Below are 21,058 nucleotides of genomic sequence, written 5' to 3' on the forward strand. Positions count from 1 at the left end.
ACGGGAGACTACATACAATGGGCCTGACACGAATTCTGACACTCGCCGGCTTCGCGGCGACACTTCTTGCCGGCACTGCCTATGCCGAACCGGTAAACCTGACGCTTTGGCACATGGAGCAGCCGCCGCACCGTGTGCAGCGCATGAAAGAGCTTCTCGATGAGTTCAATGCTGCGCACCCCGATATCCAGGTCAAGCAGGAGCCGCAGAGCTGGGGCGAAATCTACGCCAAGGCGCCGGCTGCCTTCGCTGCAGGAAATGGTCCGGATCTCCTCTTCACTATTCCCGACTTCACGACCGTGCTGAAGGGAATAGACGCCGTGGTGCCGGTCGACGACCTGGTCAAGGACCTCGACGCCAAGCACGGATTCGTCAAGGCGACGCTCGCGCCCTACCAATATGACGACCACGTCTGGGCCGTGCCGGCCTACAACATGGCCATCTCGCTATGGTATCGCAACAGCGTGTTGAAGGCGGCCGGTGTCGAAGTACCCAAGACCTGGAGCCAGTGGCAGGCAGCGGCCGAGAAGCTCAGCACGGACGGCAAATCGGGTATCGGCCTTCCAGCCAACAAGCAGCTCTACACCGACCAGACTGTCTACAGCTTCATGGTCAACAGCGGCGCCGCCGACATCTACAATGCGGACGGCTCCATTGCCTTCGACAAGCCGGAAACGGTCAAAGCCTATGATTTCTACAGCAAGCTCGCAAAACTGTCCCCGGCCGACAATGGCACTTGGACCTGGGGCGAGGCCGAAGCCTGCTTTGCAAACAGCACCTGTGGCATGATCCTGCAGTTCGGCGTCATCAATACCTATGATACGCAGGCGGAGGGTGATGCGGCCGATCTCGGCGTGGCGCCTGTGCCGCACGCCGATGACCAGAGCGAGTCGGCGACGATTTCCTATTCGAACGCCATCATGCTGACGACCAAGGATGAAGCCAAGCAGAAGGCCGCCAAGGTATTTCTCACCTGGCTGCTCGAGCCCGCCAATTACGGCCGCTTCCTGACCATGGAGCCGGGCTTGTTCCTGCCGGTCACGGATGACGGCGCCAAAGCGGACTCGTTCTGGAACGACAAGACCGTGACGAAGTACAAGTCGCAGGTCGAAACCATGATTGCGAACTCGCACACTGGAAAGCTGTTCGGCTTCACCACCGGCAAGGTCTTCCCGTCGATCGGCGCCATCTCCGCGCAGAACGTCATCGCGGAGACCTTGCAACACATCGTCGTCGACGGCCAGAGCGCCGGCGATGCGGTCAAGGCCGGCCAGGGCCGCATGAGCGAAGTCGCCAAGAAATAAAGGTCGGGGCCGAGGAACGCTCATGAAGAACACGACGCTCGCCATCGCGTTCGTTTCCCCGGCCCTCATCTTCCTTTTGGCCGTTCTCGGATGGCCGCTCGTTCAGGCCGCCATCCTGAGTTTTCAGGATGTCGGCGTGATTGGTTCCGAGGGTCATTTCATCGGCCTAGGCAATTACGCGACTATCCTGGGTGGCGCCGGCTTCTGGCAGGCGCTCGGCCGCAGCATCGTATGGGTGCTGTCGAACGCGGTGGTGCAGACCATCCTTGCGCTCGCGACAGCGCTGGTCCTCAATCAGAAATTCCCAGGCGTGCGCATCGCGCGCACCTGGATCATCCTCACCTGGATCGTGCCGACCGTCGTGGTCGTCATCATCTGGCGCTGGCTGCTGTCCTCGTCGGGCGGCATCATCAACCCGCTCCTGATCCAGGCCGGCGCAATAGACCGCCCGGTCGGATTCTTCGCCACGCGCGAGAGCGCCATGGCGACACTGATCATGATCAACTCCTGGCGCTGGTTTCCCTTCACCACCTTGATGATGCTGGCTGGCCTGACGCGCATTCCCGGTGACCTCTACGAGGCCGCCAGGGTCGACGGCGCCGGTACGTTTCAGCGGTTCAAGCGCATCACCTGGCCATTGCTGCAGCCTACCCTCATGGTGCTTGGCGTCGTCGGAACGCTGCTTTCTTTCAACGTCTTCGATGTCATTTGGCTGCTTACCGCCGGCGGCCCGGCCGGGGCGACCCAGACCCTGCCGGTGCTCATCTACGAAACCGCCTTCAAGGGCTATCGTCTGAGCCAGGCCGCGACGATTTCGGTTCTCACCACGATCCTTCTCATGGGGTTCGCCTTCTTCGCCACGCGTGCCATGGCGGCCGCGGAGGCGGATCGATGAGGCGGACCTTAGGCCAGTCTCTGTCGCTTTATGGCGGTCTCCTGCTCATCGCCCTGGTGATCGGCTTGCCGTTCTGGTGGGTGCTGACCGGGTCCATCAAGCTGCCAAAGGAAATCATCCAGCGCGTGCCCACCATGGTGCCGCAAAGCTTCACCCTACAGCATTTCGAAAAACTGCTGCAGGCGTCGGACTTCCCGGTCTATCTGCTGAACAGCATGGTCGTGGCCCTGTTTTCGACGGCTTTTACCGTCCTGCTCGCGCTGCCTGCGGCCTACGCGTTCTTCCGCATGGAGTTTCCCGGGCGCAACGCACTCTACAAGACCATTCTGCTGGCCTACGCTTTTCCGGGCGTGGTCGTGCTGATCCCGCTCTATGGCCTGTTCGCGAAGGTCGGATTGATCGACAGTCCGGTCGCGCTGGTGATCGTCAACGTCGCCTTCGCTCTGCCCTTCTCGATCTGGATGATGCGGTCCTTCCTGTCCAGTGTACCCCGTGAGATCGAGGAGGCAGCGGTCGTCGACGGGGCACCGACCCTCACCATCCTCGTCAGGATCCTTATGCCGCTGATTGCGCCGGGCATAGCCAGCGTGGCGATCTTCGCCTTCATCTCGTCATGGACGGAGTATCTGTTCGCCTCGGTACTCATCGTGTCGGACGCGCGCCGGACCATCCCAGTCGGCTTTGCCGGCATCATCGGCCAGTACCAGATAGACTGGGGACTGCTGCTGGCCGGCGCGACGGCTGCGATCATCCCGGTTGTCATCCTCTTCGCTCTCGTCGGTCGCTGGTTCGTCTCCGGTCTCACCGACGGCGCCGTGAAATAGGCAAAAGGAAAACTCATGGCGGGTCTGTCGCTGCAGAAGGTCAAGAAGCGTTTCGGCGAAACCGAAGTTATCGGGGGCGTCGATCTCGACGTCGCCGATGGCGAGTTCGTCGTTTTTGTCGGTCCATCGGGCTGCGGAAAGTCGACGCTTCTGCGCATGATCGCCGGGCTGGAAAAAACGTCCGAGGGGCGCATCCTGATCGGCGGGCGCGATGTGACCGACGAAGATCCCGCCAAGCGTGGCATCGCGATGGTATTTCAGACCTACGCGCTCTACCCGCACATGACGGTGGCGACAAATATGGGTTTCCCGTTGGAGATGGCCAAGCGCCCCAAGGAAGAGATTGATCGCAAGGTGGCGGAAGCCGCCAAGATACTGCATCTCGAGGCCTACCTGCATCGCAAGCCGCGCGAACTGTCCGGCGGCCAGCGCCAACGGGTCGCCATCGGCCGCGCGATAGTGCGCCAGCCGGGCGTGTTCCTGTTTGACGAACCATTGTCCAATCTCGACGCCGAATTGCGCATGCAAATGCGCATCGAGATTGCCCGGCTGCACCAGCAACTCGGCACGACGATGGTCTATGTCACGCATGACCAGGTCGAGGCGATGACGCTCGCCAGCCGCATTGTCGTGTTGCGCGCCGGCCGCATCGAGCAGGTCGGCGAGCCCCTCGATCTTTACGAGAACCCCGACAACAGTTTCGTCGCCGGCTTTATCGGCTCGCCACGCGTGAATTTCGTTGATGCGACCGTTACGGCCGTCGAGGACGGCCGTGCCCTTGTCGCCGCGCCCGAGGCCGGACTCGCCGGCATGGCGGTCTCCACGCGCGGCACGCCGCCCAAACCAGGCACGCCCGTCAGCCTGGGTATCCGACCGGAGCACTTCGTGCCCGCCGATGGCGCGGCCGGTACGCTCTCAGGCACAATCTCGCTGGTCGAGCGCCTGGGTGGCGTTGCCTATGCCCATGCGGTCCTGGCTGACGGCTCGATGATCACGGTCGAAAGCAGGGACGCTCACAATTTCGAGGTCGGCAAGACGCAGGTCTTCGGCCTGCAACGAGCGTTCTTGTTCAGTGCCGACGGCATGCGACTTTGACGAAGGTCGGCCGAAGGCAACGGCTTGTGTGCAATATCCATCGCCTGGCCGTCCCTGACTAATTCAGCACCTGCTCGCTGGTGGTCGCGCACCGCACCTAAACAGGCGCTCTCGCATGAATCGAAGGTGACCTGGGTTCACCGTCGAGAAGGTGAACCCAGCGCTTCTTCCAAGAAGCCCCGCAGCCGTCCGACTACCAGTTCACCTTCACGCCGACATTTCCGCCATAACTTTGGACGTCTTCGCCGAACTTGCCTTCGAAGTTGGTGAACATCGATGTGTTGCTGCCTAAATTCATCTTCACGCCGGCGTCCACCGCCACCGCGTCCTCGGCAGCCGCCGCGCCTTGGATTAGGAAGGGATAGCCGGGCGCAGACTGGAACTCCGGCCTGACGGAGCGCTCCGCCTCGAACTCATGCACCCAGGCTGCCCTTGCCCACGCCTGGAGCGACTGTCCGTCGCCGACATCCACCTTGGTATCGAGTTGAAGCCCTAGAGAGACCGGCAGCGAGAGTACGGCGCGACTGTCGAAGTTCAGGCCAAGCGCGCCTGCACCATCCGAAGTCTCAGCGAAATCCTCCGCCGACAACATTGAGAATTGCACGCCGGCGAACGGCGTGACGGCGCCATCTCCCATTTCCTGTCGCCAGCCGGCCTCTACGCTGGTGCCGAGGCCAGCGCTCAGGAAGTTGCTTTTCCAGTGTTCGGTCGGGAGGCCGGCGACCGGGTCGAGTGGAGCATTGGAGCCAGGCACGCCGACGTAACGATCGATGCTGTTGTTGTAGAGCCCAACGGCGAGAGCGCCGTTTAGGTAGAACTGGTCCCATTTGCGGGTCAGGTGCGCGCCGACCTGTCCGCCGATGATGTTGCCGCCGGTCGCCCGATCAGGCACCGCAAAGGACATGGCTGCACCACCCAGCGCGAAGCCTACCAGCATGTCGGGATCGCCAATCGAGTCGAAACCAGCGCTCAGACTGCCGCCCTTGTACTCATTCTCGGCACTGCCCAGATCGGCATGTCCTGCAAGTTCGCCCGTACTGCCTCCGGCAGCCGCCCAATAGCTCCAGCGCCGCTCGTCCGGTACCTTTTCCAAGGCGTCGAACTGGTCGCCCTTGCCCTTTGGCTCGTCATAAGCCTGCGGTGCAATCTGGTCTAATGGGCCGGTGCCCAGCCCGGTCCGCCAAAAATCGGACTGGCGTGTCATCGCACTCAGGAAGGTTCCGTAGGCGTCGAACTGTGGTTGCTCGAAACCCGAGACACCCTCCCCGGACATTGAAGAGTAGATCGATCCCAATTGCTCCAGGGTTGGAACGTAGAACAGCGCTTCGGAGATCCTGGCGAAACCTGGTGAGGAGAGGTCCGTCTGGATCCGGTTCACCGCGTTACCGACAGCGGCCTGGTTTCCGGTCAGGCCCACGGGCGCGTAGTTGATATCGACGTTGAGGAAGACGTCCTCGGGGTTCGGATAATTCAATTCATACTGCGCGACCGCACTTGGAATCGCGCTGAGCTTGAAACCGTTGTCAGTGATCCCGTCGTCGGCATGGAGGATCAGGAAGTCCTGGCTACCGGGTTTGGCGGCCGCAGGGTTCAGAATGTTGATGCCGACGGCGCCGGCGAGCACGGCCGTGCCGTCGACATTGATCAGATCCGACTGCGCATTGAGATCGACGTCCAGCTTGTAGGTGCCGGTCGCGGACTGGTCCCAGTTGCCGACCAGATTTGTGGTCATCGCCTTGCCGTCACCGCCCGGAGAGAAATACCCGCCGTCGGAGAAGAGATTGCCAGCGCCGAATTTGGCGTCCATGCCGGCGTTGAATGTTGCCCCCGCTATGTTGGTGAACCCATTGTAGCCGGCGCCGAGATCGACCGAACCGGTCACTATGCCATAGTTCGTGACCGTCTCGTCGGCAGCACCGGAAAGGATCGCCCAGCCGCCGGCAGTGCCGCTTGCTGTCGTGATGGTGCCCTTATTGCTGATCGTGTTGTCGTTGCCATCGACGATCCAGACACCGACGCCGATATGGTCGGCATCCGTAGCCCCGCCCTTGACCATACCGGTCGTGCTGTTCAGATTGATGGCGATATCGCCGTTGCCGTCGACCGCCTTGCTCTGCGCGACGATAGCGCTGGTGCCAGCGGCGTGGGTCACAACCGAGCCGGTGAGGTCGACCGTGACGTCGCCGGCTGTGCCGAGGAAGCCCTGCGTGGCATCTTTTTTGCCGCCATTGCTTTGCGCGAAGATGCCGATTGAGCCGTCGCCATAAGTGTCGATCTTGCCGGCGTATTTGACGTGAACCAGGCCTGAATCGCCGGCGTCGCCATTGCTGCCGACCGCCCAATTGGTCACATAGTGAATACCCGGGATCAGTTCGTTGCCCAAGGTGCCAAGGATGCCGCCGCCGCCGCCAACCGACTGGGCGAAGATGCCGGCTGAAGAAGAGCCATGGGTGATGATCGCACCATTGCCTTCGACGGTCACATCCTTGCCCGACCCGCCATTGCCGCCGCCTTGGCCGAAGGCCAGGCCGATGCCCAGATTGAGCGCCGGAACCGGTCCCATCGCGCTTTCGAGGACCCGGTCGACATTGCCGGCGACACCGCCGCCGCCGCCGATCGACTGGGCGAAGATGCCGTTGGAAGCCGCGCCGAATGTCTCGATGGTGCCGTCGCCATTGTTGATGACATGGACGACGCCGCCGTCGCCGCCGCTGGTTCCCTTGCCGCCGATGCCGAGCGTTCCGGTGGCGCCGATATTGGCCTTGCCGCCAACGCCGCCGCCGCCGCCGACCGACTGGGCGAATACCCCGTTGGAGTTGCTGCCCTTGGTGGTGATATCGCCGGTATTGGTGACCTCGACGAGGCCGCCTGTGCCCGTACTGCCGCCCTGGCCGCCGACCGCAGCGCCGAGATTGCTGTAGATCTTGGTCTTGCCGAACAGCACGTTGGCGATCAGCGCCGCAGGTACCGGGATCAGTTCCCCTGTCCCAAGCAATCCGTTGCCGCCCGCACCGCCGCCGCCGCCCACCGACTGCGCATAGATGCCGTCCGACATCGAGGCATGGGTGATGATATCGCCGTCGTTGGTCACTGCGACGTGGCCGCCATTGCCAGCGCCGCCGCCGTCGCCGCCGACGGCGATCGACATGGCCATGTTGACCTGTGCCCCGGGAGGAGCATCGCCCTTGCCGATCAGGACGTTAATCGAATTGGCCCGGCCGCCGATGCCGCCGCCGCCGCCGATCGACTGGGCAAAGATACCGTAGGCACTGTTGCCGGTGATGATCGGATCGCCCTCAGCGTCGACCGTCTGCGTATCAAGGCCTGTTTCGATCCTGCCGTGATTGTTGACGGTCACGTCCTGGCCATCGCCTGCCGCCCCGCCCTTGCCGCCGACGGCCACGGACAGGTTGACTGTCTGCGCGCTCTGGCTGGTTGCGTTCGCCCAGCCGGCAACTCCGGTTATGGCGTTGCCGCCATCGCCGCCGCCGCCGCCCGCGCTCTGCGCGAAGATGCCGGCCGCGTTGTCGCCAAAGGTGCGGATACCCGCCCAGTTGTTCACCGTCGCCGTGGAGCCGTTTCCGGCGACCCCGCCGCTGCCGCCAACAGTGACGCCGAGGTTCACGTTGAGCGACTCGCTGTTGTTGATCCCGATATTGACGCCGACAGCAAAGCCGCCATCGCCGCCGCCGCCGCCGATGGACTGGGCACGGATGCCGTTGGCTCCCATGCCGAAGGTGGTGATGAGCGAATCCGCCACGGTCGCGCCGAGTTCGTCTTTGCCCGCATCGACGATAACCGCGCCGGCGGTCTCGCCAGTCCCGCCCGTGCCGCCGACTGCGACAGTGATTGTTCCGCCGGGCCCAATCGCCATGGAGCCGCTGGCAGCGTAGCCGCCTATACCGCCGCCGCCGCCGACGCTTTGAGCCCAGATGCCGTGGGCTTCGGTGCCTCGCGTGGTGATGTCGCCACCATTGATGACATGCACTGTGTCGGCAATGCTGCCATTGCCGCCACCGCCGCCGACGGCGATCGAAACCGCCACGGTCGGGATGGCGGTCGGATCGGGCGATGCGGTCGCCGTGAAGGCGACCGCCGAGCCGCCATTTCCGCCGCCGCCGCCGACGCTCTGCGCAAAGATGCCGTAAGCCTTGGCACCTGAGGTGATGATATCGCCCTGATTGTCTACAGTGACGGTGCCGCCATTGCTGCCGCCGCCGCCATGGCCCCCTACCGCTGCCGACACGGCGCCGACGGCGATCGCACCGGCAATCGAGAAGCCGCCATTGCCGCCGCCGCCGCCGAGGCTTTGGGCATTGATGCCGATTGCGCCGGCTTCATGCGTGATGATCGTGGACTTGTTGTTGACGGCAACCGCCTTGCCTACTCCGCCGGTACCGGCATCGCCGCCGAGCGTGACCGTCAATGCGACCGCTCCCAGGGTACCGCCGCCTGCGAAGCCGCCATTGCCGCCACCGCCGCCGACGCTCTGTGCAAAGATGCCGTGGGCTTGAAGTCCATAGGTCTCGATCGTGCCGCCGGTCGTGTTGACGGTCACGATGTCCGCGTCGCCTGCGACGCCGCCTTTGCCGCCCAGTGCAAGACCGAAATTGAAGGCGCCGCCGGCAGCCACCGACACCGAACCGCCGCCATCACCACCACCCCCACCGACGCTCTGCGCGAAGATGCCGTTGGCCTGGTTGCCATGTGTGGTGATGTCGCCTTTGTAGTTGACGGTCACATCCTTGGCGTTGCCACCGGGGCCGCCAGTGCCGCCAAGCGCGAAACTGATGCCGACCCCCGTGCTGGTGCCGCCCGCAACGGCGACCGCCAGGCCGCCGCGGCCGCCGCCGCCGCCGACTGATTGCGCGAGAACACCGTAGGCCTTGGTGCCCGTCGTATCGATCTCGGATGCCACGAGCCCGCTCAGATCGCCGGGCGTCGCGACGTGGTTGACCTCCACGGAGCCACCATTGCCGCCAGCTTCACCGGATCCACCGATGGCGATGGCGACTGGGGGGCCGACTGTGTAGGAGCCGCCGCCATTGCCGCCGCCGCCGCCGAGCGACTGGGCAAGGATGCCAACCGCATCGTTGCCGCCGGTGGTGAGATGACCGGACGAATTGACGGTGACTTTTTGTCCGTCGCCGCCGCCGCCGCCCGAGCCGCCGATGGTGAAGAGACCGACGCTGGAGCCGCCATCGCCGCCGCCGCCGCCGATCGATTCCGCCTGGATCGCCGTGCCTGCCGTCGTAATGGTGCCGGTGTTGGTGACCGTGACCGCGCCGCCACTGCTGGTGGACGAACCTTTGCCGCCGATCGCGACCAGGCCGCCACTGTCGCCGCCATTGCCGCCGCCGCCGCCAATGGACTGGGCATAGATGCCGCGTGCTTTCGGCCCGATGGTGATCAGCGTGCCGTTGTTGGTGACGGAAACCGTTCCGCCGGCGCCGCCGGCGCTGCCCTCGCCGCCGATCGCCACTAGGCCGCCGCTGCCGGAACCATTGCCGCCGCCGCCGCCAATCGATTGCGCCACGATGGCGTCTGCGCCGACATCGGTCACAGCCGGGCCGAGATCAGTCACGCTGCTGTCCGACCCGCCGAACGTCCGGATGACATTGCCAGCGGCATTGGTGACGATGACGGCCTTGCCGTCTCCGCCCGAGCCGGCGTCGCCGCCGATGGCAACGAGGCCCCCGGAGCCGCCGGCATCCCCGCCGCCGCCTCCGATCGATTGCGCCAGTATGCCGAAGGCGCCGACACCATAGGTCGTGATATTGCCGCCGGCGTTGTTGTCGACAGTAACCGTGTTGCCCGTGCCGCCGCCGGAACCAAGCTTATTGCCCAGCGCGACGATGCCGCCGGAATCGCCTGCATCGCCGCCGCTGCCGCCGAGCGACTGCGCCCAGATGCCGTAGGAACGCGCGCCCTTGGTCTGGATGGCACCGGTGTTGTTCACCGTGACGGTGCCGCCATTGCCGCCGGCCGACGCGGAGCCAGGCTGGCCGACGACGCCGAAACTGTCACCACCGCTGCCGCCGCCGCCGCCAATCGACTGCGCGAAGATGCCGATGGACTTGTCCTTGTTGGTGGTGATCTGGCCGCTGTTGTTGACGATGACCGTACCGCCACTCGTCGGCGGGCCGCCGGACCCGCCCTCGCTAAAAATGAAGCCTTTGCCGCCTGCGCCGCCCTGACCACCCTTGCTCATGACGAAGATGCCGTCCGCGCCGACGGCATTGGTCGTGATCGTCGCGCCGGAAGTCAGCGTGATGTCGCCGCCTTTGCCAGCGGCCCCACCTTGACGAGCCTTCTGGTTACCGTAGGAATCACCGCCGGCGCCCCCGTTGCCGCCAATACTGGCGACCTCGACAGCGGCCTTGCCGTCCTGGTTGGAACTATAGCTCTCGGTAACCGCGAGCGTGTCGTTGATGGTCGGTCCATTGCCGCCTGGCGCGCCGTCGGAGCCACTTACGCCAACAGTCAGGCTGCCCAGGATGCCAAAGTCGATCTTGATGCCATAGGCATTGGAGCCGCCGCCGCCGTTCGAGCCCGTCTGGCGGTCGACAAAGCGTACAGTGTCGCCTTGGGTCACGCTGCCGCCGCTGCCGGCGCCGCCTGGTTCGCCGCCCTCGATCGGCACGTTAAGCTGATAGGCGTTCAGCGTGGATTGCGGTTTACCCGAGTCAGTCTGGTTCTCCACCTTGATGCCGGTGACATAGTCAACGGAGTTCACGGTCGTGGTCGTGTAGGAGAGAACCTTGTAGGTCTTCCCGCCGGAGACGAATGTGCTGTCCTTGGCAGGCGGCGTTACGATCACGGCGTTGAAGCTCGTCGTGCTTCCGGACGATACCGCGGTCACCACCCAGCCGTTGGGCGGAGATGGTATCTGAACCACGGTTTCGAAATTCCCGGTGCCGGGATTGTAGACCTGGTCGCCGACCGCCAATGCAAATGCCTTACCCACCGGCAAAAGCAGCATCGAGACAGTCAACAAGCCAAATACATTTGACCGTGCAGACCGACGCAAAGCCTTCAGCCCGATCGGGGCCGCACAATTAGTTTTCACGCAGCAGCCCCCAACCCCGACGAGCTCCAGACACAGATCGAACAACCGAGGCTACGCCCTGGCTTCCAAAACCTGCCGGAACTCTTTACGTTGCGTAGCTGATTTGCCTGGCAGTTGGCTACGGCGAATTTGATATAATCTGTAACATTATGGAGGACCGCCAAAGGGCGGATTTCGCGGCGGTTTTCGCGACCCACGCCTCAGTCGGTTCTTCTCCCGTGGTTGCTCGGCCATGTAGCAGCGGGACCTGCCCGAGGCGAAGCATGATCTCCCGCCATCCATTTTTAGGGCCGACATTGGCTGGACCGTTGCTCTGGCCACTCTTGGGCGCTGCGATAGCAGCAAGGCCCCAGGTCTTGTGGCGCCGCTCCGGGGTGGATGGCCGGGCAGCGTTGAAAGCCGTCATCTCTCTTCCAACGTGTTGTCCAGATACTGGGTCAGCGCGCAGACCAGGTGGTAGAAGATGCTGGCCGGGACGTCCGTGGCTACAGAGCGACCGCGCTGGTCGATACGGTCGATCCAGAGGCCGAGCGGCGCCGGATCGATGTGCCAGCGAAACAGGCGGCCGACCCGCTCCTCGATCTCCGGCTTGAGATCAGGGCCGCCCGAACCGTCGAGCGCGATTGCTGCCTTGACGGCCTCGGCCTGTGGCCAGCTGCGCGATATCAGGTCGAGCGGCAGGCCCTGGCGCGAGATGGCGCCATAGGCAAGGCCGGTGGCGCGGTTGAAGCCGTTGGCGATGGCCGAGGCATAGAGCTTCCTGGCAAAGCCGCTGAGTTCGCTCTGGCCGCTGCGCGCCGTGAAGTCGACGAGCAGCGAAGCCCATTCGAAGTGGTGGCCGGGCTCGGTCCAGGTGCCCTTCTCGCCGGCGGACGGTTTCCATTCGTCATCGAAATACTCGCCGAGCGTCCAGCTTTCCGGGTCGAAGAAATGGCTGCGGAAGAGGTCGATGATGCGCGCCGCGCGGCGCAGATAGGTCCGCTCGCCAGTCGCCTGGTGCCAGGCCAGGAACGCTTCGAGGAGATGCATGTGCGGATTGGTCCGGCGCTCGCCCTCGCCGTCCGACGTTTCGAGGAAGCCGGTCATGCGGCGATCCTCGAGATGGGCGTCGAGAAAGGCAAAGGTTTCCTCGCCGAGCCGCAGCGCATCGGGATTGCCGCACATGTGCGCATGCGCCAGCGCCAGGAGCACGCAGGAGTGGTCGTAGGCATCCTCGGTGGCATCGGCGACCGAACCATCGACATTCAGCGTGCGCACCCAGCCGCCCTTGGCGGTCCGGCCATTCCTGGTCATGAACTCGATGCCATGGCCGATCAGGCGGTCGGCCGGACCATCCCAGCCACGCGCCCGGGCGACGGCGAAGGCATAGACCTGCCGCGCCTGCGTGCGCATGCGCTTGGGCTTCGCCAGCGCGGTGCCGTCAAAGGCCAGCGCTTCGTGGAACCCGCCATGCCGCTCGTCGACGCCCGATGTCGACCATAGCGGCAGGGTCTCCTGAAACAGCCAGTGACGCACGCGCCGGCGCCAGGCGCCGCTTTCGATGACGCGATCATGCGCCGGCGTGAAGCGGGTCTCCAGCCGGCCCGACTTTTCGAGCTGCTCGACGATCTTCTTGACGTGCTGGCTATGGCTGACCGGGGCGACGAAGGTGGCGTCGGCGGTGGAAACGATGGCAACGTCCCTCATGCCGATCGCCGACAGAAGGCGGCCGTCGCTGCGGATATAGGAGTTCTCGCAATCGATGGCGACGACATCACCGAGGATGACGTTGCCTTGCGTGTCCGAAGGACCGACATCGAGCAGCGATTGCCAGGAGCCGAGATCGTTCCAGCGAAAGCCGGCCGGGACCATGGCGATGTCCTTGGCGCGCTCCATGATGGCGTAGTCGATCGAATTGGACGGGATCGCCGCATAGAGCTCGATCGGCATGTAGAGGCCGGACAGATCCGATGTCGCGGCCTGGTAGGCCGCTTCGGTGGCGTTCCATATGTCGGGCTGGAACGCCAGGAATGCATCGCGCATGGCGCCGGCCCGAAACAGGAAGATACCGGTGTTCCAGTAGAAATTGCCGGCCTGGAGGTAACCCTGCGCGGTGCTGAGATCAGGCTTTTCGACGAAACGCGACACATCGAAGGTGCCGCCGCTTTCTGCCGCCACCTCGATATAGCCATAGCCGGTCTCGGGCAGAGTCGGCTTGATGCCGAACACCACGAGCCTTCCGGCGCGTGCCGCATCGCAGCCCGCCTCGATGCTTTGCCAGAACTGCCGCTTAGTCGAGATTTCATGGTCCGAAGGCACCACCAGCACCAGGCTGTCGCCATATTCGGACAGAGTGCGCAGCGTCGCCAGGGCCACCGCTGCTGCGGTGTTGCGGCCGGTCGGCTCGAACAGCGGACCGCCGCCGGAAAGGTCGAGCCCGGCAAGATCGGCGTGGACGCGATCGGCATGCCGCTCCGAGGCGATCAGGAAGACAGGCGTCTCGCCCTGCGGCCGCGCCACCAGCCTGCGCAAGGTCTTGGCCAGCATCGAGCCGTCGCCGGACAGGTCGTGGAACTGCTTGGGATTGTCCTCGCGCGACAGTGGCCACAGCCGCGACCCAATGCCGCCGCTCATGACAAAACTGACGATCCGTTCGGTCATGGATTGCTCACTCAAAAAGTCTGGTTGTAGGCACCGACGTCCGGGCTGCGGCGCAGCACGGCATCGACTGCCTCGAACATTTGCCGCCGGCGTTCCGATGACACCGGGCTCTCGACGACGACGACAAGCTCCGGCTTGTTCGACGACGCCCGCACCAGGCCCCAGGTGCCGTCCTCGGCAACCACGCGAATGCCGTTGACGGTGATCAGGTCCGCGATCTGCTGGCCGGCGAAGATCTCGCCATTTTGTTTCATAGCCTGAAAGTCGGATACGACGCGCTCGACCACGCCATATTTCAATGCATCGTCGCAATGCGGCGACATGGTCGGCGTGCCGAAGGTGAGCGGCAGCGCACAGTAGAGATCGGCCATGCTGCTGGCCGGATTGCGGTCCAGCATCTGGCAGACGGCGATCGCGGTCACCAGGCCATCATCATAGCCGCGGCCGATCGGCGGATTGAAGAAAAAGTGGCCCGACTTTTCAAAGCCGGCGATGGCGCCAAGCTCGGCGACGCGACGTTTGATATAGGAGTGGCCGGTCTTCCAATAGTCGGTGACCGCGCCATTGGCCTGCAGCACCGCGTCGGTCTTGAACAGGCCCGTCGATTTGACGTCGACCACGAAGGTCGAGCCCGGATGGAGCATGGAAATGTCGCGCGCCAGCATGACGCCAACCTTGTCGGCAAAAATCTCGTTGCCTTCGTTGTCGACGACGCCACAGCGGTCGCCATCTCCGTCGAAACCAAGCCCGACATCGGCGCCGGTCTCCAGCACCTTGTCGCGGATGGCGTGCAGCATCCGCATGTCCTCGGGATTGGGATTATAGCGGGGAAAGGTGTGGTCGAGTTCGACATCGAGCGGGATCACCTCGCAGCCGATACGTTGCAAGGCCTGGGGCGCAAAGGTGCCGGCCGTGCCATTGCCGCAGGCGGCCACGACTTTGAGCTTTCTCGCCACGCGTTTTTCGCCGACAAGATCGTCCAGATAGGCCTCGCGAAAGCCTGCGACAAAGTCATAGGAGCCGCCACCGACAAGATCGAAATCCCCGGCCAGGACGATCGCTTTCAGCGCGCTCATCTCCTCGGGGCCGAATGTCAAAGGCCGTTGCGCCCCCATCTTGACTCCGGTCCAGCCATTCTCGTTGTGTGAGGCGGTAACCATTGCAACGGACTGCGTGTCGAGGGCGAACTGGGCGAAATAGGCCATTGGCGACAGCGCCAGACCGATGTCCTTCACTCTCGCCCCAGCAGCCATGAGGCCGGAGACCAGCGCCAGCTTGATCGCCAGCGAATAGGAGCGGAAATCATGCCCCGTGACGATATCCGGTCCGGCGCCCATGCGGCGTATCAAAGTGCCGAGCCCCATACCGAGCGCCTGCACGCCAATCAGATTGAGTTCGGGCGGCACCGTGGAGCCGGCATGGCCGAACCACCAGCGCGCATCATACTCGCGAAATCCGGACGCCTTGATCAGAGCCTCGGTTTCAAATTCAAATGTATTGGGTAGGGCTTGTCCAACGATCCTGAGGCTCATGATAACGAACTCCTGCAGCGATGGCGCACCACCGGGGGTGGCCGCGGACGACTGCTTACTACACAAGCCTTTAAATCGCGTCTATCGAACAGAAAACGGCGCGGATGGTTTTCAATTTCACAATCGGCATCGGAACATCGCACATCTGCTGACCCATGGCCTGGACGGTTATCGTCGCTGCGATTCCCCGGTGCAAATCGGGCCGGAGACAATCGGAGCAGAATGAAGCTGTCCATAGCGCGACTGGTACGTCAGCGCCCGTTGCTTTTGCCGGCATCGGATGCAATCGTGCCGCCATGGAGACCCGCTCGAATAGCGCTCGCCCTGCGGGTGCCTGCCTGCGAAGTCGCTTGGATTATGCAGCTTTGAGCCGGGCGGTTTGTCGTTACAGCGCATGAAACTTTATGCAGCAGTCGAACGGGCCGCGTTCATTTTCGCGCTGATAGCAGTTTTTGTCCTTGCGCTTCTTCCTGCTTCACGTCTGGAACAATTCGGGCTCAACATTGGTTTTCACTCCGACAAACTGAACCACGCCAGCGCCTTTGCCGTACTGGCATTTCTTGGGACCCTCGGCTGGCCGCAGCGCAAGGCACGGGTGGTTGTTTTCCTGGCGCTTGTTGGCGGAGCGATCGAAGTTCTGCAGGGAACGTCACTGATCGCACGCGACCTGGACATTCTCGATTGGGTAGCCGATTGCCTTGGCATTTCTTGTGGCTTGATCGCGGTCGTTTGCCTAAGGCGGATCTTTTGCCGCCAAGGCAGAAGCTAGTACGTTTCCCTATAGGCTATCCTGGCATTTGATCTTCGCGGCCAGCGCAAAGATTCTCATCGCTTGACCGTTTCAGTTCGATTTGTGACCTTCTTCCATATTCGGCAACATGAGTAAGTTTTACCAATCTCGTGCTTTCACTATTTGCCTAATTTCTGGGAATGAAACTCTGAACGTCGGCGTTCGTAGTTAGCAAGACGCCATTCGCTCATGGGGATTTTATGACCATCAGGATAAGGCTGCCGGGCGGAACGCTGAAGATCAAGAAGCGTGACGAACTGCGGCTTCGCGAACAAAAGGGTGTAGTGCCCGTCTGGCAGGTGGGTGGGTACTTCATCGTTTGGTGGCCGAGCCATATGTCAGACCGGCCGTCGAAGCGCAACGACACGGACCACCGCGACCCTAGCTGACTTTCGAAGCCAGCCCGTTGGCATCGGCCAACATCGCCTTAGACGCGAGGCGTCACCTCAGCCAGCTGGGGTGTGAATCCCCCAAACGAAAGTGAGGCTGTCAGCCCTGTCTGAATACTACCAGTGAATCAGCTGGCTTCACGCATCGCCTCGGCGGCCTGCAGGTCGACCGACACCAGCTGGCTGACGCCCTGCTCGGCCATGGTGACGCCGAACAGCCGGTTCATGCGGGCCATGGTGATCGGATTATGCGTGATGATGACGAAACGCGTCTCCGTGGTGGCAGCCATCTCGTCCATGAGATTACAAAAGCGTTCGACATTGTGGTCATCCAGCGGCGCGTCGACTTCATCGAGGACGCAGATCGGCGCCGGGTTGGTCAAAAAAACCGCGAAGATCAGCGACATCGCCGTCAGCGCCTGCTCGCCGCCAGAGAGCAGCGTCATAGTCTGCGGTTTCTTTCCAGGCGGGCGAGCCAGGATTTCGAGCCCGGCCTCCAGCGGGTCCTCGGATTCGATCAGCTGCAATTCCGCCGTGCCGCCGCCGAACAGGTGCGAGAACAGCCTCTGGAAATGACCATTGACCACGTCGAAGGCGGCCAGCAGCCGCTCGCGACCCTCGCGGTTTAGGCTCTGGATCGCCTGCCTGAGCTTGCGGATCGCCTCGATGATGTCCTCGCGCTCGGAGACGATCGTTTCCAGCCGGTCGGACAGTTCCCTCTGCTCCTCCTCGGCGCGCAGATTGACGGCGCCAAGACGTTCCCGCTCGATCTTCAGGCGGTCGAGTTGGTGCTCGATCTCGGCCATCTCAGGCATCGGGCTATCGGCTTCGAGGCCGGTGTGCCGGATGACCAGATGCGGCGGCGTGTTCAGCGTTTCCTGGATGCGCGCTTCTATCTCAAGCCGGCGCTCGTCGGCAGCTGTCAGGCGCTCCTCGGCGCGAACACGGGTCTCGCGCGCCTCGGCCAAGGATTGGATGGCGCCGGTGGCCGCCTTGTCCAATTCCGATTGTCTGTTTTCCGCTTCCTGAAGACGGTCGGCGGCCGCCTTGCGCAAGCTCTCGGCCTCGGAAAGCTGCGACAGCAATGCGCGGCGCTTGGCGTCAATCTCGTCGGGCGCGTCGGCCAACTGCTCGCGCTCGACCTCGGCCTCGGCCTTGCGCTCACCGAGGGCGACGATCTGCGTCGATGCGTTTTCGGCGCGCTCCAGCCAGTTGGCGCGCTCGGCGTCAATGGCATCGAGCCGGCGCGTGCGCGCCTCGGCTTCACGCCGCAACCCCTCATGGACGGCACGTGCGTCGGCAAGTGTCGCGCGATCGCGGGCAACATTTGCCGATGACTGTTCGAGCCGCAACTGCAGGTCACCCAGATCAGGCGCGTTGTGCAGCAGCGTCTCCGCCTCGGCGACGACAGCCGCGGCCTCTTCATGGCTGTCGACGATGCGATCGCGGGCCTCATCGAGTGCGGCGCGCCGGCTCGACAATTCCCCGCCCGCCTTTTCGGCCTCGGCCAGCGCGTGCCGGGCGGCGTCCAGCCTATGCTGCGCGTCGCGTCCGGCTTGACGCGTGTTGCGCTCGGCCTCACTCGCCAGGCGAAGCACCTGTTCCGCCTGTGCGAGCGCGTCCTCCGCCCGACGCATGGCAATTGTAGCCTGCACCGCCTCGGCATCGAGCTCGGCCAGCCGGTTCTTCTGCGCCAGCCTCTGCGCGGCGGCGGTCGGCGCATCGGCGCTGGCCGTCAGCCCGTCCCAACGCCATAGCGCACCGTCACGGCTGACGAGACGCTGACCCGGCGCGAGCAGCGCCTGCAGCCGCGGACCGTCGGCGGCTTCGACAATGCCGATCTGGGCGAGGCGGCGGGCAAGCTGCGCAGGGGCACGGACCACGCTGGCTAGGCTGACCAATCCTTCGGGCAGCGCAGCGTCACCGGGCTGGATCGCGATTTCGCCCCAATGTGCCGGCGCGCTGCGGTCAAGCGGCACGTCGAGATCCTCGCCGAGCGCCGCACCAAGCGCCGTCTCGAAGCCGCGTTCGACACTGATCTGTTCCAGAACCGAAGGAAACAGATCGCCGCCGCCGGCATTGAGGATCTTGGCCAGTGTACGCGCTTCCGTCTCGATGCGCGCCAGCTCGGCCTTGGCGTCCTGAAGCGGCGGCCGGGCAGCGCTTTCGTTGGCGCGCGCATCGATAACCGACTGCTCGGCCTCCAGGACGGCCATCTCGGCTTCTTCCAGAAGCGCCGTGGCCTGTTCCACCATGACGCGTTTCTCCGCCGGATCCGGCAGGCCCGCCACCCTTGAGAGTATTTCGGACAATTCCCGGTCGACATCGGCAAGCTGGCGCACGAACCGGTCGCGGCGCTCCGCGGTGTCACGCAATGTCCGTTCGGCCTGGTTGCGCGAAGCCGCCGCCTCCGCGCGTTCGGCAGTCATTGCTGCAAGCTTGGCCTCGCTTTGCGAAAGCGTCGATGCCGCCTGTTCGAAGGCGGCCCGGGTGGTGGCCTCGCGCTCGGCCGCGCCGGCGTTTTCCGAATTGAGCGCGGCCTCTTCGGCACGCAGGCGTTCGAGGATATCCGCATTGTCGCGCACCATGCGCTCCTCACGGGCAATATCACCGTCTAGTTGTTGCAGCCGTCGCTCGAGCTCGGCCTGACGGGCACGAACACGGCCGGCTTCCTCCTCGATCTGAGATTTGGCGATCGACAGGCGCTGGAAGGCGGCGGCGGCGGCGGCTTCAGCGTCGCGCAGTTCCGGCAAACGGTAAGCGCCGATGCCCTGCTCCCGAGCGGCGGCCATCTGGGCCGCGGCCCGGTCACCGACCAGCGCGGTGGCGATAGCCAGCGCGGAGCGCGCTTCGCCTTCCTGAGTCTTGGCCAGCGTCCAGCGCAGATGGAGTAGCGTCGCCTCTGCCTTGCGAATGTCGGCCGACAGGTTCTTGAAGCGCGATGCCTGGCGCGCCTGCCGCTTCAGGCTTTCGATCTGGCTCTCCAATTCGCCCACGACGTCGTCCAGGCGCTCGAGATTCTGCTCGGCCGCCTTGAGCCGCAATTCGGCCTCGTGGCGACGGGTGTGTAGACCGGAAATGCCGGCCGCCTCCTCCAGCAGGGCGCGGCGTGCCTGCGGTTTCGCCTGGATCAGTTCGCCGATGCGGCCCTGGCCGACCATCGACGGCGAACGGGCGCCGGTCGACTGGTCAGCGAACAGAAGTTGCACATCCTTGGCACGCGCTTCCCTGCCGTTGATGCGGTAGAGCGAGCCCGCATCGCGTTCGATGCGGCGCGACACCTGCAGTTCATCGGCGTCATTGAACGCGGCGGGCGCCGACCGATCGCTGTTGTCGAGGAAAAGCGTGACTTCGGCGGTGTTACGCGCGGGGCGGGTGCCGGAACCGGAAAAGATGACATCGTCCATTCCGGACGCGCGCATGTTCTTGTAGGAGCTCTCGCCCATCACCCAGCGCAGCGCCTCGACCAGGTTGGACTTGCCGCAGCCATTCGGCCCCACAATCCCCGTCAAACCGCGTTCGATGACGAACTCGCCGGGTTCGACGAAGGATTTGAAACCGAGCAGGCGGAGGCGCGAGAATTTCATTCACGCGCCTCGTAAACACGGCCAGCGCTGCAACGCCGCCGTTCAGGCACTGAGCCGATGTCAGAGCAACGGGTCGATGATGGCCGACATTTCCGCAATCGACACCGCCCCTTTATAGGTCTTGCCGTTGATGAAGAAGGTCGGCGTCGAGTCGACCTTGAATTCATTGGCGCCGCGCTTCTGGACCGATCTCACATCGTCCAGAAGTTTCTGGTCCGTCAAGCACGACTCGAAGGACTCCTGTGTAAAACCGGCAAGCTTGGCAATTTGCAGAAGCGCATCCTTGGTGTTGGCAACCCCAACCCAGTTCTCCTGTTGCCTGAACAGCACGTCAACCATTGGGAAATAGTTATCCTTGGCGCAACGCGCCAGCATGAAACCGGCCTCGGCGGTCGGATCGAACGGGAATTCACGCAGGATGTAGCGGACCTTACCGGTGTCGATGTATTTCGTCTTCAGTTCAGGGAAAGTGGTTTCGGCGAAATGGGCGCAATGCGGACAGGTCATCGAGGCGTATTCGACGATGGTGACCTTGGCGTCGTCCTTGCCCAGTTGCTTGTCGGGCAGCGCACCGGGCTTCAGCAATTGGGCCATGTCGACGCTTCCCTGCGGCTCCGGCGCGGAGGCGGCCGGCGAAGCCGGCTTCGCGGGAGCCGCCGGCTCGGCGGGTTTTTCCTCCGGGGGCTTGGCCTCCTTACCGGAATCGCTGCAGGCAGCGAGCAACGCTGCCGCCGAAATCGCGGCCAGCGAAGACAGGGCACTCCTGCGCGACAAGGGCTGGCCGAACGGGGAACGGTTCATACGAATCACCTGACAAGAGTTGGATTTTGCAATGTGGTGGGACAAAAAAGCGAGAGTTCGCGCGAATTAAGGCATCTCGGCTGCGAATCCAATCGCCGCGCGAGACAAGGCAATCACGAATGCGAGACATTC

The 21,058-nt window shown here is 63.6% G+C and carries 11 protein-coding genes; 6 read left to right on the plus strand and 5 right to left on the minus strand.

Translation table 11 applies throughout. The features are described 5' to 3' along the window. Nucleotides 1-17 precede the first annotated feature (17 nt). The 4 genes from LB513_RS00070 to LB513_RS00085 are packed head-to-tail and all read left to right on the plus strand — an operon-like array spanning nt 18 to nt 4,118. A complete protein-coding gene (locus LB513_RS00070) occupies nt 18-1,304 on the plus strand; it encodes an ABC transporter substrate-binding protein (protein ID WP_224661409.1) in 1,287 nt (428 codons plus the stop codon). Nucleotides 1,305-1,326: 22 nt separating this feature from the next. Further along, nucleotides 1,327-2,199, plus strand: a complete 873-nt coding sequence (locus tag LB513_RS00075) for a carbohydrate ABC transporter permease (protein WP_224661410.1) — start codon at nt 1,327-1,329, stop codon at nt 2,197-2,199. After that, entirely contained in the window at nt 2,196-3,023 is an 828-nt protein-coding gene (locus LB513_RS00080; RefSeq protein WP_224661411.1) for a carbohydrate ABC transporter permease, read from the plus strand. Before LB513_RS00075 ends, LB513_RS00080 begins: the two co-directional genes overlap by 4 nt. A gap of 15 nt (nt 3,024-3,038) precedes the next feature. Next, nucleotides 3,039-4,118 carry an ABC transporter ATP-binding protein gene (locus LB513_RS00085; RefSeq protein ID WP_263481892.1) on the plus strand — a complete coding sequence of 360 codons (1,080 nt, stop codon included), beginning with the start codon at nt 3,039-3,041 and terminating at the stop codon, nt 4,116-4,118. A 193-nt stretch (nt 4,119-4,311) separates the two neighbouring features. Here LB513_RS00085 and LB513_RS00090 read toward each other — a convergent pair whose 3' ends face one another. From LB513_RS00090 to LB513_RS00100, 3 genes are all read right to left on the minus strand, one after another. After that, nucleotides 4,312-11,100 (minus strand): hypothetical protein, encoded by a 6,789-nt coding sequence (locus LB513_RS00090; RefSeq protein WP_224661412.1) that lies wholly within the window; start codon nt 11,098-11,100, stop codon nt 4,312-4,314. A gap of 489 nt (nt 11,101-11,589) precedes the next feature. Then, a complete protein-coding gene (locus LB513_RS00095; protein WP_224661413.1) occupies nt 11,590-13,827 on the minus strand; it encodes a mannose-1-phosphate guanylyltransferase/mannose-6-phosphate isomerase in 2,238 nt (745 codons plus the stop codon). Nucleotides 13,828-13,838: 11 nt separating this feature from the next. Then, a complete protein-coding gene (locus LB513_RS00100; RefSeq protein WP_224661414.1) occupies nt 13,839-15,359 on the minus strand; it encodes a phosphomannomutase/phosphoglucomutase in 1,521 nt (506 codons plus the stop codon). 394 nt (nt 15,360-15,753) lie between these two features. Between LB513_RS00100 and LB513_RS00105 the strand changes: the two genes are divergently transcribed. Then, nucleotides 15,754-16,128, plus strand: coding sequence for a VanZ family protein (locus LB513_RS00105; protein ID WP_224661415.1), 375 nt, complete (start codon nt 15,754-15,756; stop codon nt 16,126-16,128). A 221-nt stretch (nt 16,129-16,349) separates the two neighbouring features. Beyond that, nucleotides 16,350-16,538: a hypothetical protein gene (locus LB513_RS00110; protein ID WP_224661416.1), complete on the plus strand. Its 189-nt coding sequence runs from the start codon at nt 16,350-16,352 to the stop codon at nt 16,536-16,538. Between the two features lie 128 nt (nt 16,539-16,666). Here the strand turns inward: LB513_RS00110 and smc are convergent, their stop codons facing one another. Continuing rightward, nucleotides 16,667-20,125 (minus strand): chromosome segregation protein SMC, encoded by a 3,459-nt coding sequence (gene smc, locus LB513_RS00115; protein WP_224661417.1) that lies wholly within the window; start codon nt 20,123-20,125, stop codon nt 16,667-16,669. Nucleotides 20,126-20,185: 60 nt separating this feature from the next. Further along, a complete protein-coding gene (locus tag LB513_RS00120; protein WP_224661418.1) occupies nt 20,186-20,926 on the minus strand; it encodes a DsbA family protein in 741 nt (246 codons plus the stop codon). Nucleotides 20,927-21,058 lie beyond the last annotated feature (132 nt).

Source organism: Mesorhizobium sp. ES1-1 (assembly GCF_020164785.1).
In the GTDB taxonomy this organism is placed as follows: Bacteria; Pseudomonadota; Alphaproteobacteria; order Rhizobiales; family Rhizobiaceae; genus Mesorhizobium.

Excerpts from the sequence above, each read along its gene's own strand:
- LB513_RS00075 (WP_224661410.1), top strand. The coding sequence starts at position 1,327 with ATGAAGAACACGACGCTCGCCATCGCGTTCGTTTCCCCGGCCCTCATC.
- LB513_RS00100 (WP_224661414.1), bottom strand. The coding sequence starts at position 15,359 with ATGAGCCTCAGGATCGTTGGACAAGCCCTACCCAATACATTTGAATTT.
- LB513_RS00110 (WP_224661416.1), top strand. The coding sequence starts at position 16,350 with ATGACCATCAGGATAAGGCTGCCGGGCGGAACGCTGAAGATCAAGAAG.
- LB513_RS00095 (WP_224661413.1), bottom strand. The coding sequence starts at position 13,827 with ATGACCGAACGGATCGTCAGTTTTGTCATGAGCGGCGGCATTGGGTCG.
- LB513_RS00085 (WP_263481892.1), top strand. The coding sequence starts at position 3,039 with ATGGCGGGTCTGTCGCTGCAGAAGGTCAAGAAGCGTTTCGGCGAAACC.
- LB513_RS00080 (WP_224661411.1), top strand. The coding sequence starts at position 2,196 with ATGAGGCGGACCTTAGGCCAGTCTCTGTCGCTTTATGGCGGTCTCCTG.
- smc (WP_224661417.1), bottom strand. The coding sequence starts at position 20,125 with ATGAAATTCTCGCGCCTCCGCCTGCTCGGTTTCAAATCCTTCGTCGAA.
- LB513_RS00120 (WP_224661418.1), bottom strand. The coding sequence starts at position 20,926 with ATGAACCGTTCCCCGTTCGGCCAGCCCTTGTCGCGCAGGAGTGCCCTG.
- LB513_RS00070 (WP_224661409.1), top strand. The coding sequence starts at position 18 with ATGGGCCTGACACGAATTCTGACACTCGCCGGCTTCGCGGCGACACTT.
- LB513_RS00105 (WP_224661415.1), top strand. The coding sequence starts at position 15,754 with ATGAAACTTTATGCAGCAGTCGAACGGGCCGCGTTCATTTTCGCGCTG.
- LB513_RS00090 (WP_224661412.1), bottom strand. The coding sequence starts at position 11,100 with ATGCTGCTTTTGCCGGTGGGTAAGGCATTTGCATTGGCGGTCGGCGAC.